This window comes from Frankia sp. CeCAU1, assembly GCF_977971845.1.
Genome location: NZ_CDWWXA010000059.1, coordinates 14,007 through 27,381, shown reverse-complemented (window position 1 = coordinate 27,381; position 13,375 = coordinate 14,007). Strand labels below are relative to the sequence as shown.

General features: G+C 71.5%; 14 protein-coding genes. 7 read left to right on the top strand and 7 right to left on the bottom strand.

The window, feature by feature from the left end:
• Together AC08OO_RS12425 and AC08OO_RS12420 are read right to left on the bottom strand one after the other, a co-directional pair.
• A partial coding sequence (locus tag AC08OO_RS12425; RefSeq protein WP_476618525.1) for a GAF domain-containing protein occupies window positions 1–512 on the bottom strand: 512 nt, incomplete at its 3' end.
• A gap of 113 nt (window positions 513–625) precedes the next feature.
• A complete protein-coding gene (locus AC08OO_RS12420) occupies window positions 626–865 on the bottom strand; it encodes a mycoredoxin (RefSeq protein WP_476610127.1) in 240 nt (79 codons plus the stop codon).
• 94 nt (window positions 866–959) lie between these two features.
• On the opposite strand from AC08OO_RS12420, the gene AC08OO_RS12415 reads away from it, so the two are divergent.
• From AC08OO_RS12415 to AC08OO_RS12405, 3 genes are all read left to right on the top strand, one after another.
• Window positions 960–3,185 (top strand): ATP-dependent DNA helicase UvrD2, encoded by a 2,226-nt coding sequence (locus tag AC08OO_RS12415; protein ID WP_476610126.1) that lies wholly within the window; start codon window positions 960–962, stop codon window positions 3,183–3,185.
• 152 nt (window positions 3,186–3,337) lie between these two features.
• Window positions 3,338–3,613, top strand: a complete 276-nt coding sequence (locus AC08OO_RS12410; protein ID WP_476610125.1) for a hypothetical protein — start codon at window positions 3,338–3,340, stop codon at window positions 3,611–3,613.
• 110 nt (window positions 3,614–3,723) lie between these two features.
• Window positions 3,724–4,014 carry a WhiB family transcriptional regulator gene (locus AC08OO_RS12405; RefSeq protein WP_011438164.1) on the top strand — a complete coding sequence of 97 codons (291 nt, stop codon included), beginning with the start codon at window positions 3,724–3,726 and terminating at the stop codon, window positions 4,012–4,014.
• A 527-nt stretch (window positions 4,015–4,541) separates the two neighbouring features.
• On the opposite strand, the gene AC08OO_RS12400 is transcribed toward AC08OO_RS12405, so the two are convergent.
• Window positions 4,542–4,676, bottom strand: coding sequence for a hypothetical protein (locus tag AC08OO_RS12400; protein WP_023841362.1), 135 nt, complete (start codon window positions 4,674–4,676; stop codon window positions 4,542–4,544).
• A 43-nt stretch (window positions 4,677–4,719) separates the two neighbouring features.
• Here AC08OO_RS12400 and AC08OO_RS12395 point away from each other — a divergent pair, with 43 nt between their 5' ends.
• Complete coding sequence (locus AC08OO_RS12395; RefSeq protein ID WP_476618524.1) at window positions 4,720–5,661, top strand: alkaline phosphatase family protein; 942 nt, start codon at window positions 4,720–4,722, stop codon at window positions 5,659–5,661.
• 29 nt (window positions 5,662–5,690) lie between these two features.
• Here the strand turns inward: AC08OO_RS12395 and AC08OO_RS12390 are convergent, their stop codons facing one another.
• The 3 genes from AC08OO_RS12390 to AC08OO_RS12380 all read right to left on the bottom strand — a co-directional run bounded on the left by AC08OO_RS12390 (window position 5,691) and on the right by AC08OO_RS12380 (window position 10,309).
• A complete protein-coding gene (locus tag AC08OO_RS12390; protein WP_476610123.1) occupies window positions 5,691–7,415 on the bottom strand; it encodes an ABC1 kinase family protein in 1,725 nt (574 codons plus the stop codon).
• 113 nt (window positions 7,416–7,528) lie between these two features.
• Window positions 7,529–8,764 carry a ThiF family adenylyltransferase gene (locus AC08OO_RS12385; RefSeq protein WP_476610122.1) on the bottom strand — a complete coding sequence of 412 codons (1,236 nt, stop codon included), beginning with the start codon at window positions 8,762–8,764 and terminating at the stop codon, window positions 7,529–7,531.
• A gap of 177 nt (window positions 8,765–8,941) precedes the next feature.
• Window positions 8,942–10,309, bottom strand: coding sequence for a zinc-dependent metalloprotease (locus tag AC08OO_RS12380; RefSeq protein WP_476610121.1), 1,368 nt, complete (start codon window positions 10,307–10,309; stop codon window positions 8,942–8,944).
• A 120-nt stretch (window positions 10,310–10,429) separates the two neighbouring features.
• Here AC08OO_RS12380 and AC08OO_RS12375 point away from each other — a divergent pair, with 120 nt between their 5' ends.
• The 3 genes from AC08OO_RS12375 to AC08OO_RS12365 all read left to right on the top strand — a co-directional run bounded on the left by AC08OO_RS12375 (window position 10,430) and on the right by AC08OO_RS12365 (window position 12,625).
• Window positions 10,430–10,969 carry a molybdenum cofactor biosynthesis protein MoaE gene (locus tag AC08OO_RS12375; protein WP_476610120.1) on the top strand — a complete coding sequence of 180 codons (540 nt, stop codon included), beginning with the start codon at window positions 10,430–10,432 and terminating at the stop codon, window positions 10,967–10,969.
• A 60-nt stretch (window positions 10,970–11,029) separates the two neighbouring features.
• Complete coding sequence (locus AC08OO_RS12370; protein ID WP_476618523.1) at window positions 11,030–11,305, top strand: hypothetical protein; 276 nt, start codon at window positions 11,030–11,032, stop codon at window positions 11,303–11,305.
• 282 nt (window positions 11,306–11,587) lie between these two features.
• On the top strand, window positions 11,588–12,625 hold the full coding sequence (locus tag AC08OO_RS12365; protein ID WP_476606818.1) for a YlbL family protein: 1,038 nt from the start codon (window positions 11,588–11,590) through the stop codon (window positions 12,623–12,625).
• Window positions 12,626–12,803: 178 nt separating this feature from the next.
• On the opposite strand, the gene AC08OO_RS12360 is transcribed toward AC08OO_RS12365, so the two are convergent.
• Window positions 12,804–13,310, bottom strand: a complete 507-nt coding sequence (locus AC08OO_RS12360) for a PPA1309 family protein (RefSeq protein WP_011438157.1) — start codon at window positions 13,308–13,310, stop codon at window positions 12,804–12,806.
• Window positions 13,311–13,375 lie beyond the last annotated feature (65 nt).

Genomic DNA, 13,375 nt, shown 5'->3' with positions numbered 1-13,375 from the left:
CCCCGCCCGCCCGGCGGGGGCGGGCCGCCGGGCGGGCGGGGACCGTTCGCGGAGACCGTCGGCGGGCTCGGCGCGGGAACGTCCCCGGTGACCGCGAGTGCATCGGCCACCCCGCGCAGCAGGGCCAGGATGTCGGCCGATACGATCACCTTGCTACGGTCCAGGCCGACGAGGAGGCCCACCAGCCGACCGTCCGTGCGGACCACCGGCATCGTGACATGGCTGCGTATCCCGAGCTGGCGGTATTCGGCCGTGTCGGATCCGGCGTGCGTCGGGTCAAGACCGGACGCCGTGGCGGGCGTGCCGTCGAGCACGCGGGCGACCAGGCTGTCCCCTCGGGGATAGTGCGTTCCCTCGTCGAGACCAGGGGAGGGACCTGTTACCCGGAGATAGCTCGCGGTCGTCGTCGATACCACGACGAAACAGGCCGCCTCCATCCGGTGAAGGGCACTGGCGGCCCGCAGCGCGGCATCGACGGTGCTCCACGCCTGTTCTGAAGGTGCTGACGACACAGGCCGAACTCTCCCACAAACTTCACGGGCAGTAACGGACACCGTCCCACGAGCCGGCCGCGTGTGCAGTGGGAAGGTAAGAACTCCCGAGATGTCGTTGCTCTACGTATCCGTTATGCGGCAGAAGTGGCCTTCTCTGTGACTTGGCGAAGGCTCGGGTTCGTCATCACAGTGCCATCGGGAAAGAGCACGGTCGGCACGGTCGCGTTCCCGTTGTTCGCATCGCGGACACGTTGCTCTGCTGTCGGGTCCTGCTCGATATCAACGGTCGTGTACTCGATGCCGGCACGGTCGAGTTGGCGCTTCAGCCGAACACAGTAGCCACACCAGGAAGTCGTGTAGATCGTAAGCACGAAAGGGCCTCCAAGCCGCTGGTGACACAACGGTTCATGTAACCCCACCGCGGCGCCGTCGGTTCCCGCCGCGCGGCGGGGACTACCGTATCGGATGATGTCCGGACCGCCTGCCCTCGCCGCCCAGGCCGCCCGTGTGCGATCGGGCAACGATCTGCTCGCCGCGCTCGATCCCGAACAGCGGGCCGCGGCCGGAGCCCCGCTCGGACCGGTCTGCATCCTCGCCGGCGCCGGTACAGGTAAGACACGCACCATCACCCATCGAGTCGCGCACATGGTCGCGCAGGGGGGGGTCGGGCCGGGCCAGATCCTGGCGGTGACCTTCACGGCCAGGGCCGCGGGAGAGCTGCGCGGCCGGTTGCGGGCCATGGGCGTCGATGGAGTGCAGGCCAGGACGTTCCATTCCGCGGCTCTCAAGCAACTGTTGTACTTCTGGCCGTCGGTCGCCGGGGTCGCGCTGCCCAAGGTGGAGAAGAGCAAGATCCCGTACGTGGTGCGGGCGGCCGCCCGCCTGCACCTGCGGCCGGACCGGGCCGAGCTGCGCGACCTCACCTCGGAGGTCGAGTGGGCGAAGACGACGCTTGTGACCCCGGCGGACTACGCTCGGATGGCGGCGGCGAGCGGGCGGGAGACCGCCGCTCCCCCCGAGACGGTCGCCCGGCTCTACGCCGCGTACGAGGAGGTCAAGCGCGACGCCGGTGTGATCGACATGGAGGATCTGCTGCTGCTGAACGCGGCGATGATCGAGGAGCACAGCTGGGTCGCGGCCGAGGTGAGGGCCAGATACCGCCATTTCGTCGTTGACGAGTATCAGGATGTCAACGACCTGCAACAGCGTGTCCTCGACGCCTGGCTGGGGGAGCGCGACAGCCTCTGTGTCGTCGGGGACCCCCATCAGACGATCTATTCGTTCACCGGGGCGTCGCCCGAGCACCTGCTCGGATTCCCGCGCCGGTTCCCGGACGCGGCCGTGGTGCGTCTGATCCGAGACTACCGGTCCACCCCCCAGGTGGTCGGACTCGCGAACACCCTGATGCGGGCGGCCCCGGCGGCCCGCCTCGTCGCTGCTCGCCCGGACGGTCCCGCCCCGGTGTGGCTGGAGTGCGACAGCGAGCCGGCGGAAGCCGCCGCGGTGGCGTCCCGGATCCGCAGGCTGATCGACCAGGGCGTGCCGGCGAGTGAGATCGCCGTGCTGTACCGCACGAATGCCCAGTCCGAGGCGTATGAGGCGGCGATCGGCGGGGCCGGTATCGCCTACCTGCTCCGGGGCGGGGAGAAGTTCTTCGAGCGGACCGAGGTCGTCGCAGCCATGAGGTTGCTGCGGGCCGCGGTGCGCTCCGCCGACACCGACCGCCCGGAGGGACTCACGGCCGCCGTCGCCGACATCCTCGCAGCGCTCGGCTGGCGGGCGGACCAGCCCACGGTGGGCTCGGGCGCCGAGCGGGAACAGTGGGAGAACCTCGCCGCGCTGCACCGGCTGGCCGGTGATCTCGCCGCCCGTTCGCCCGAGGCCGACCTCGAGGCCTTCGTCGCCGAGCTCGGCGACCGCGCGACCCACGAGCATCAGCCGACGGTGCAGGGGGTGACCCTGTCGACCCTGCACACCGCCAAGGGCCTGGAATGGGATGCGGTGTTCCTCGTCGGGCTGACCGAGGGCACGCTTCCCCTCGTCCATGCCAGGACCGCCGAGCAGATCGCCGAGGAACGTCGCCTGCTCTACGTCGGGGTGACCAGGGCCCGTAGGCATCTCGTCCTGTCCTGGGCGCTGTCCCGGGCGGAGGGCGGCCGGCGGTCGAGGCGGCCGTCCCGGTTCCTCGACGATCTGCGTCCGATGCGCCGGGAGTCCGCGGCCGGCGTCCGCCACGGGGGGCGAGGCGAGGGCGCGAGGCCCATGGCCGGGGCGGAGGAGACCGGCCCGGGTCGGTCCCGGAGCAGGTCGGCGGTGCGGTGCCGGACGTGCGGCCGGTCGTTGACGGGTGTGCACGCGCGGGTCGGGCGCTGCGAGGGCTGCCCCGGCGACGTCGACGCCGCGCTGTTCGAGCGTCTGCGGGTGTGGCGTTCGGCGCGGGCGAAGGAACAGGGGGCACCGGCCTTCGTCGTCTTCACCGACGCCACGCTGCAGGCGATCGCCGAGAGCCGGCCGGGCACGGTGGCCGAGCTCGTGCGGCTGCCCGGCATCGGACAGGCCAAACTCGACCGTTACGGGGAGGAGGTACTCGCCCTTGTCGCGGGGCGCACGCCGCCGGTCGGGTCGCCGCCGGTCGGGTCGCCGCCGGTGGTGGAGTCACTGGGGTCCGACACGCCGCCCGACGCTTCGTAACTGGAAGTGTTCGCGGCGCAACACAGAAAATATGTTGTGGTTCGCGCTGCGAGCTTCTACCGTTACCGAGGACGCCTGAAGCGGGCATGTGGAGTGACATCCGTCCGGGTCCCACGGACTCCGGGTCCCACAGAGAAGGAGGTGATTTCGTCGTGTTCAGCATCGTGATGGACAGAGCTGTCGCCGAGATCACCCGTCCGTGGGAGAACCGGCACGGCGCGGCATTTATGAGTGCCGCCATCGGTGCCGTCGTCGGTGCGTCCGCAGGCCGTGGCACGTCCGCCGCCGTCCTCACGGTCCAAGCCGATGATCTGTCGGCCCAGGAGTCCGCGTTCCCGAACCCGGCGGGGGGCGTGGCGCCGGCGTCCGGCTATGCACACCGTCACTTCACCTTCCGGGGATCCGCCCACGATCCGCTCCTGGACTAGCGCCGACTGGAGCCGAATCCGAGGCCGCGGATCCCGATGGGGACCGCGGCCTTTGTCGTTTCGCTTCCTTCATCCCACCCGAAGACCAACCTGTCTCGGAGGTGACATCGGTGTTCGACCCCTCGGTCGTTTCCCGGATCGAGCGGGATCGTCTCGTCCTGCCCTGCTGGGACGTAGATCCTGACATGTTCTTCGCTGAGTCCCCGGCGGACGTGGAGACCGCCAAGGCCGTCTGCCGGACCTGTCCCATCCGGGCGGCGTGCCTGTCCGCCGCGCTGGACCGTGCCGAGCCCTGGGGAGTGTGGGGCGGCGAACTGCTGGTGACCGGCAGCGTCGTCCCGCGTAAGCGGCCCCGCGGCCGTCCGCGCAAGGAGCGCAAGGAAGAAGAGGTCGCAGCCTGAGCCCCCGTGCCACCAGTTGATCACATGGGGGCGGCGGTGGCATCGCCGCACCAGCACGGGCGGGACACCGGATCGTCGGTGTTCCGCCCACCGGTGTTGCCGCGCTTTTCTTCCGCTGGTGCCTGCGGCCCCGGTACTGTTCCGGCGTGCCCAGCAGCGAGCGTGTCTACCCGGTGTCCACAGGTGCGGGTCCGGCCGGAGCGCCGGGACTGGCCGCATCCGACGATCTTTCTCTGGCCGTTGCCGTCCTCACCGGTCCCGAGCTGGCCGCGATCGTGGATCTTGTGGCCTGGGTCGATTCCGGCTGGCTCTACGTGGCGAACGCGATCGGTTCGTCGCGGTTGCCGGTGGCCGATCCGGACGGTCCCCGGGAACTCCGCTTCGGGCGTGATCCGCTCGGGTCGGAGGATCCGATGCACGGCGTGCCGCTCGCGGCGGCGCTCGCCGACCCGTCACCACCGAACGAGCGCAACTCCTACCCGTTCGCCGGACGGCGACTGCTGTCCGCCTTCGCCGATCCCAGCCGTTCACCCGATCTGATCGTCGTACACACCCCCCGGCACTACTGGCCCGACCGCGGCGGCCACCTGGGTGAGCACGGATCGTTGGATGCCGGCCAGTCCCGGGCTCCGCTGATCCTGTCCGGCGCGGGTCATCGACATCGGACCCACCCTCGCGGCCCTCGCCGGCGTGACCATGGCGGATGTGGAGGGGAGGCCGCTCACCGATCTGGTGGGGCCAGGGGCCCGGCACGTCGTCGGCCTGCTCTGGGACGGGGCCAACAGCAACGACGTCCTGCACCTCGCGCACACCGGCGAGCTGCCGGGGGTCGCGCGTCTGCTCGCCACCGGGACGGCCCTGACCGGCGGCGCGATCGCCGAGTTCCCCAGCGTCACGTTGACCAACCACACCTCCGCGCTCACCGGAGTCGGGCCGGGCCGGCACGGCATCCTGCACAACGTGTACTTCGACCGGGCGACCGGCGAGCAGGTCATCGTCAACGACGTGCGGACCTGGCATTCCGCGTGCGATCAGCTTCGGGACGGGGTGGAGACGCTGTTCGAGGCCCTCGCGCGCGACCGACCCGGGGCGACCAGCGCCTGCGTGAACGAACCGGTCGACCGGGGTGCGGACTACTCGACCTTCGGGCTCGTGCGGGCCGCCGGTAACCACGGCGGGGCCGGCGATATGGGGGACTACCTGCCTGCGGCCGACGGCGACCCGCACGCCACCGCCCGCTGGGTAGGGGAGAACGCCGACTATGCCTGGTCCACCCGGGTGGACGCGCTCGGCCTCGCGCAGGTCCAGCAGCTCTGGGCGGCGGACGCGGTGCCCCCGGACCTGATGTGGTGGAACACCACCATCACCGACACCGGGCATCACGGGGGCGGCCCGTACTCCGAGCAGGCCCGCGCCGCGCTGCGGGACGCGGACGCCCGGTTGTGCGCCTTCCTCGACCTGCTCGCCGAGCGGGATCTGCTGGCCGAGACCGCGATCCTGCTGACCGCCGACCACGGCTCGGAGGCGGCGGATCCCACCTGCCAGGGCGACTGGGGGGCTGCGCTGCGCACCGCCGGGGTGCGTTTCCGGGACGAGGGATACGGCTTCCTGTATCTCGGCGTCGACATCGTTGACATCGTCGAGTAGCCGGGGGGTTGACCCGCCGGGCCGGCCCGTCAACAAGCGTCGGTCACGGTTGCGGGGTCGGAGAACGACTCCTCGTCCGGTGCCCGGCGGGGGGCGGCCTTGCGGCCCGGCCCGGGTCGAGCCGCGGCGGAGCGGTTCGCCGGGGTGGAAGGCCGGCTCGGTTCGGCCGGCTCGGCCTGCAGGGGCAGCGCCGCAGGGGCGGTGGCCCGGTCGTCGGCAGTCGCCGGAGCGGTGTCGGCCGCCGACCTCCCGGCCTTGCGGGCCTTGGTCGTCCTGCCGGTCCGTCCTGGTCTGCGGGGTTTGCGCGGGTCGGGCAACCCGCCGGCCAGAACGACCGGGCCGTCCAGCGGCCGGACGATTCCGGTCTCGTCCTGGACGGGGAGAGCGGGCAGGGGACGACCGGGCCGGTTGGCGTCCTCGGCCGCGCGGGCGGTCGCCGTCCCCGGTTCGGCGAACCCGGGTTGCCAGCGCTCCATCTCGTCCCGGAAGCGGCCGGTGCTGCCCAGCTGGCACAGGATGCCGATCGCGCCGAGTGTCACCCGGTGGATGAGCAGGTACGACGGCGGCAGATTGAGCTGGCGACCGAGCTGTGCCGCCGCCGACCGCCAGTCTCCGAGCCTGGCGGCCTCCTTGCGCAGCCAGCCTCGGGAGAAGGTGAACTCCTCCACCGCGATCGGCTCCAGCATCGGGGCCAGATAATCCAGCAGGTCCTCGGCTCGGATTTCGGCCGACGGCGGGATGAAGCCCTCGCGGCGCAGTCCCTGCTCGACGGCGTCGGCGTCCCCGGCCAGGGTCTGTCGAGCCAGCCGGCCGATCGGCGCCGGCAGGCCGTCCGGCAGGCGGTTCACGGCGCCGAAGTCCAGGACGCCGAGCCGCCCGTCGGACAGTAGGCGGAAGTTGCCGGGATGCGGATCAGCGTGCAGCAGACCGGCGCGACCCGGGCAGGAGTAGAGAAACCGCACGAGCAGCAGGCCGGCGGTGTCGCGCTGCTGCGGGGTACCGTCCGCGATGATGACGGACAGGGGTATTCCCTCGATCCACTCGCTCACGAGCACCCGGCCAGAACCGGCCAGCGGCCGGGGGATGACGACGTCCGGGTCGTCCGCGTACGCCTCGGCGAAGGCCCCCTGCCAGGCGGCCTCCAACCGATAGTCGAGCTCCTCGGCGATCCGGGCCTTGAGCTCCTCGACCAGCGGCTTGATGTCCAATCCGGGAGTGACCGCGCCGAACAGCCGAGCGGCCCGGCCGAGCTGGGTGAGATCGGCGAGCAGAGCGGGACCCGCTCCCGGATACTGCACCTTCACCGCGACGGCTCGGCCGTCAGCCCAGACCGCCCGATGCACTTGGCCGATGCTGGCCGCCGCCGCCGGAACGTCGTCGAAGCTCGTGAACAGCGAGCGCCAGTCCGCTCCGAGCTCCTCGGCGAGCACGCGGTGCACCACTGCCGCCGGCAGCGGGGGCGCCGCCTCCTGCAGCCTGGTCAGCGCCGCCCGGTAGGGCCCGGCGACGTCGTCGGGAAGCACCGCCTCGAAGACGGACAGCGCCTGGCCCAGTTTCATGGCGCCACCCTTGAGCTCCCCGAGCACCCGGAAGATCTGCGCGGCGGTGCGCTGCTGGAGCTCGGAGGCGACGGCCTCGGCGGGGCGACCACCGATGCGTTTGCCGACGCCGAGGGTGGCTCGGCCGGCTATTCCGATGGGAAGCGTGGCCAGCTTGGCGGTGCGGACGACGGCCCGCCGTGGGATCTCGGACACTGCTCCATCGTGCCCTGTTCCGCGTCGTCACGGGTGCCGGCCAGGCGTAATGACTCCAGGACGCCAAATGACTCCAGGACGCCGGCGCGGCGACCGCCCGCGGGGTGGAACGGTCACGTGGGTGCCACCGGCGAAGAGGCCTCCGCCGACGCGGCCGCCGATCGGGCGGTGCGGCAGGGACAGTTGGGGTGGACCGGCCAGGTGCGTCGGCGAATCCGCCAGCCGGGAACGGTGAACTCCAGCGTGCCGTCGGCGGTCACCGGTAGGACTGCGGTCACCGGTAGGACCGTGCGCGAGGAAGTCAATGTAATGAAGGTCTCATTGTGACTGCTTGCTGTCGGTGGCGGATGGTCCGAGTTGTCGGAATGTTGACCCGGGGTGGGTCTCGTGACGCCGGACAGGGCGGGCGGAGGCGAGGCTGCGAGGTCCAGAAAGGCCAGGGCCTGCATGGCGGTGAGCGCGGCGACAAGACCCGCCAGGGTGATCTCGCAGGCGTCCGACCCGGCGGCCGGGCGGTGGACCATCTGCATGGCGAGCACCGGCCAGACGGGGTTCCGGGAGTACCGGTGGAGGTGCTGGCAGTGCAGGCACGCGGTCACGGTCGGCACGACGAGCGGACCGACGATCCCCGTGGTCTCCCGCACTCCGGCCACGAGATGGGCGGTGCCTCGGCCTTCCAGATCGAGGCACTCCCCAGGGTGGATCATCGGCAGACCGACCGGAGCCAGCACGATCAGATCCGCGGCGAACCGGTCCTCGTCGGGCCGACGGTGCCCGGCGGCCTGCCGGCTGGCCCGGGTCACCGCCGCGCCGGTGGCCAGGGACCGGGGACGCCCCACATCGTCGAGGCGCAGGCCGCCCGGGGAGACGTCGGCGGCGGTCGTCACCTCGGGATCGTCGATGACGACCCGACCGATCCCGGCCGCGGCGAGCAGGGCCGCGACCTGAGCACCGACGCGACCGGCGCCGCGCACGAGGACCCGCATCGCCCGGCGGGTGGCGAGGACCCGGCGCGCACCGGCCGGATCCTCCGACACCAGGGACAGCGCCGCCAGGTCGGGCGACAGACGGTCATGCTCGACCGCGGGCAGCGGTGCCGCACCGGGAGGCGCCGTGGCGTCGTCCAGCAGACCGGCCTCGGCGAGCAGGTCGAGCAGGACCCGGCCGGCGGGAGTGCCATCGAGACGCAGCTGCTCCAGCGTGCGGCTGCCGTCGAGGGCGTCGAGCAGGGCGGCGTCCGACGGGGCCAGGTCGGCGAGGATGACGGCGCGTGCGGCGTCGATACCGAGCTGCAGGGTGGAGCTGTTGTGCCAGAGCCGGCGCAGGCCCGGCTTGAGGATCGGGCGCATGGATCCTCCGGGTGTTCCCGCCGGCCGGTTGAGGCCGGGGAATCGGACCAGGATGGGCCGGTCACGGCGACCGGCGGATCCTCAGCGTGGCACGTCCGACCGGCGAAGGATGAACACCCGTGGATCGCTGTGGACGTGCTGTGGACGAAACTGTGGATCATCACTGGTCCGTCCGGGTTACCTGTCCGGGTTGTCCGGCCCGTCGGATCCGCCATCGGCGGGTGGGGCGCCGCGGAGTTTCTCGATTTCACCGATCGGGTCGTCGAGCGCGCTCGACGACGCGCCGGACACGAACGCCTCCGGGGCGGCGAGATCTGCCGCGGTGGGCAGCAGATCGGGATGCGCCCACAGCGCGTCGCGACCCTCGTGGCCCCGGGCGTCCCGTACCGCCTCCCACAGGGCGGCGGCCTCCCGCAGCTTGCGTGGCCGCAGGGAGAGACCGACCAGCGTGGCGAAGGTCTGCTCGCCCGGACCGCCTTCGGCGCGACGGCGCCGTACCATCTCGCGCAGTTTGCCCGCGGCCGGCAGATGACCGGTGGCCGCGGCGTCCGTCACATGATCGACCCAGCCCTCGATCAGCGCGAGGATCAGTTCGAGACGGGCGAGCGCGGCCTTCTGCTCGGGGGTGGTGGCGTCGCTGAACACGTCCTCGCCGAGCGCCTCCGACAGCCGTTCAGGGTTCATCAACGCCGTCGGGTCGACCATCCGCATCACCCGCCCGACGGCCTCGGTATCCACCGCGATGCCGCGGGCGTACTCCTCCACCGCACCCAGGACGTGGGCGCGTAGCCAGGGGACGTGCGCGAACAGCCGGCTGGACGCGGCCTCCCGCAGCGCCAGGTAGATGCGGACCTCGTCCTCGGGGATCTCCAGGCCCTGACCGAAGGCGACGACACCCGCCGGGATCAGGGCGGCGGTCCCGACCGGTCCGAGTGGCAGCCCGACCTCGGTGGAGGAGACGACCTCGGCGGCCAGGGTGCCGATCGCCTGCCCCACCTGGGCGCCGAACAGCATCCCGCCGACCCGGTTCATCATCTGCATGATCGGGCCGCCGGTGGCCATCAGCCCGCTGGGGTCGAGCCCCGGGGGCAGCGCGCCGCGCAGCTCACTCGGCAGCTCGATCCCGCCACCACCGAGGTGGTTCAGCCCGCTGGAGATCCCAGTGCGCATCGCCTCGGCGACCTTCGTCGCGATCGGGTCGCAGAGGGTCTGCCAGACCGGCAGGGTCTTCTCGATCCACTCCTGCCGCGACCAGGCCTGCGCCGCCGTGGCTCCGGCCGGCAGCGAGGTCACCGCGTCGAGCCAGACGTCGGCGATCCGTATCGCCTCGCTCACCGGCTCCCGCTGGGCCGTGGGCACCGCGGCGTCGGCGTCGCCGAGGGACCTGACGGCCACCTGGCGGGCCAGCTCCCAGTTGACCGGACCGCCATGCCAGGACAGCAGCCGTTCGAGCTCGGCAAAGAACGGGGCGCCGCCACCGAAGGGGGGCCGGGGCTCGTCGCCGCCGCCAGCGGGCGTGAAGCCGAACGGGAAGTTGTCACTCATCGGCCGTAGCCTCCTCGGGAGGCGGGCAGTCGCACGCACGGTTGGCACATGAACCCACGGTAATGCGTTTTCTGCCCAACGGGCGAAACGGCGCTGGCCCCGACCGTTACGGTCGTAGCTGTGGAACCGACGTGTTCTCCGGCGGGGGCCCCGCTGACCGCGCCCGCGCCACCCGCGCCACCCGCGCCGCCCGCGCCACCTCCGTCGTCTCCGTCGTCCGCGCCGGACCCGGACCCGGTCGCGCGGGTGACGCTCGCGGAGATCCGGGACGGCGCCCTGTCGGTGGACGAGTGCATGGCCGCCGTGCGGTCCCCCGGCGTGGGGGGGATTGCCCTGTTTGTGGGCACTGTCCGGGGCCATGACCAGGGCCGCGGGGTGACCGACCTGACGTATCAGGCGCATCCCCGGGCCGGCACGGAGATCGCCCGGGTCGCCGGCGACGTCGCCGCGACCGCACCGGTGCTGGCCGTCGCGGTGGTCCACCGTACCGGTCACCTCGCCGTCGGGGACACCGCCGTGATCGTGGCGGTCGGCGCGGCCCACCGGGCGGAGGCTTTTGCCGCCTGTCGTCGTCTGATCGATGACATCAAGGAGCAGGTTCCCATTTGGAAACACCAGATTTTTGCGGATGGCGCGGCGGAATGGGTAGGCGCCTGCTGATCGGGGCACCCTACGATAGAAATAAGTCATCTTCTTGCCCGTCTCGACGTCGAGGCTCCCATGTGGTTCCTGTTGATCCCCCCCGTCGCCGTGCTCATAACTCTTGCGTGGGTCACCCTACGCAGCCGTCCCGACCGCACCTCCGAAGCCATGATCACGATTGAGGGCTACCGGCGCAGTATGGCCGCGCTGGCCCGACCGATCCCCGCCCAGCACGAGGTTCGTACTGTTACCGTCCTCGACGAACCCGGTCATCCCGGTCATCCCGGGCGGTCCGCCTCGGCCGGGGCGCCGTTGTCCGCGAGACACACGGCGCCGCCGCCCGAGTCCATCTGATCGTTTCCGTCCGGCGGCCGGGGCGTCTCACCGGCCGCCGGACGGCGGTTCAGGACCGAGTGGTCCTTCGAGTCCCTCGACCGTGCTTTCGATCTCGTTCTTTACTCCCCACCTCCCGGCCTTCCGCGCGGCCTTCCGGACTCTGCCCCGGCCTTCCACTGCGCCTTTCGGGCCACCGAATGCCTTTCGGTGTCGATTACCGCAACCCCGGACCGTCGTGGCGAACCTCGGTTCCCGGGCGCCGGGACGAGGGCCGTGAGCCCTGATACATAGACTGCGAGCATGGTCCGGCGCACCCAGACCCTCGTGGTCGCGTCGGTACTGGCCTTGGTTCTCGTGGTCGCGGGGCTGTGGATGCCGGTACCGTTCGTCACCTTGGCCCCCGGGCCGGTCACCGACACCCTCGGCAGCGTTGACGGGACGTCCTTGATCACCGTGGACGGCCGGCGGACCTATCCGACCGCCGGCAAGCTCGAACTGACCACGGTCGAGGAGACGCCCCGGCTCAACCTCGTCACCGCGCTGCGGGACTGGTCCGACTCCGACCGGGCGGTGGTCCCCAGCGAGCTGATCAGGCCGCCCGGTTCGAGTCAGGAGCAGATCCAGCAGGAGAACGCGCAGGCGATGCTCGACTCACAGGACCAGGCGACCGCGGCAGCGCTCGCGCAGCTCGGTATCGCGCCCACCGGCCGTTCGGTCGCGGTCGCCGGGGTCCCCACGGGCTCCCCGGCCACCGGCAAGCTGATGCCGGGCGATGTGATCGTGCAGGTCGGTGGGGTGGCCGTGGCCAACCAGGGGGAGCTGCGCCGGCAGATCGGGAAGGTGGCTCCGGGCCATCCTGTGACGGTCACCTATCGGCGCGACGGAAAGACGGCCACGGCCACCGTCACGACCCGGGCCGCCACCGACGACCCCGCTCGTGCCATGATCGGTGTCACCACGACGGAGAAGCGGACCTACCCTTTCACGGTTCGTATCCGCATCTCCGATGTCGGCGGGCCGAGTGCCGGGCTGATGTTCGCGATGGGCATCGTGGACCTTCTCACCCCCGGCGCGTTGACCGGAGGAAAGATCATTGCTGGCACCGGGACGATCACCTCCGCCGGTGAGGTGGGACCGATCGGCGGTATCCAGCAGAAGATCCTCGGGGCCAGGGCGTCCGGGGCATCGATCTTCCTGGTCCCCGCGGGGAACTGCGGTGACGCCCGCGCGATCGACTCCGGCGGTCCGCGCCTGGTGAAGGTGGAATCGCTGGCGGGCGCGCTGAAGGCCGTCGAGGCCCTCCGGGCGAATCCGGCCGCGGCGGTGCCCTCCTGCTGAGCGCGCCCCCAAGCGCGCCCCATCCGCGTGCCCGGTGGCGCCGTTGTGCCCGGTGGTGCCGTTGTGCCCGGTGGTGCCGTTGTGCCCGGTGGTGCCGTTGTGCCCGGTGGTGCCGTTGTGCCCGGTGGTGCCGGAAGAGGGCGGGCGGCTGCCGTGCGCCGCCGCCCGCCGGGTCGACTCACTGGAAGGTCGCGAGCAGCCCGTCGACGAGGTTGTCGGCCAGATCCGGATCGATGACGAGTTCGTCGTCCCCGCGGACTCGCAGGCAGGACGCGTGCAGCCCGCTGCGGGTGACCCCGACGGCGAGGCGGACGTCCTGGCGTTCGGGATGGTTCGCCGCCCAGTACTCGATCTCGTGATCGGAGTACGGAGCCTCCTCCTCCGCGCTGGGCGGCAGGACGACAAGCTCGGTGACCAGCACGCATCCGAGCACCTCCGGCGGCCATCCGATCCCCGCCAGCACCTCGTCGAGCCGCCCCACCGGCAGCGGTTCCTGCTCGACCGGGGTCAGCGACCCAGGCGGGGAGTCGCCGATGTGGGGGGCCAGCGCGGGTTCTCGCGCCAGCAGGTCGGCGGTGTCGGCCAGCGCGTAGACCTGGCTGGGCTGATCCCACCCGGAATCGGCGACGTGCCGCTCGACCTCAAGTACGACGGAGGTCAACTCCGTGATGTTCGGGCTGTTCACCGACCCATCCTCTCCGATCTCCCCCAGAGCCCCTGGCGTAGGTTGCCGTACTAGGGCGGTACGCG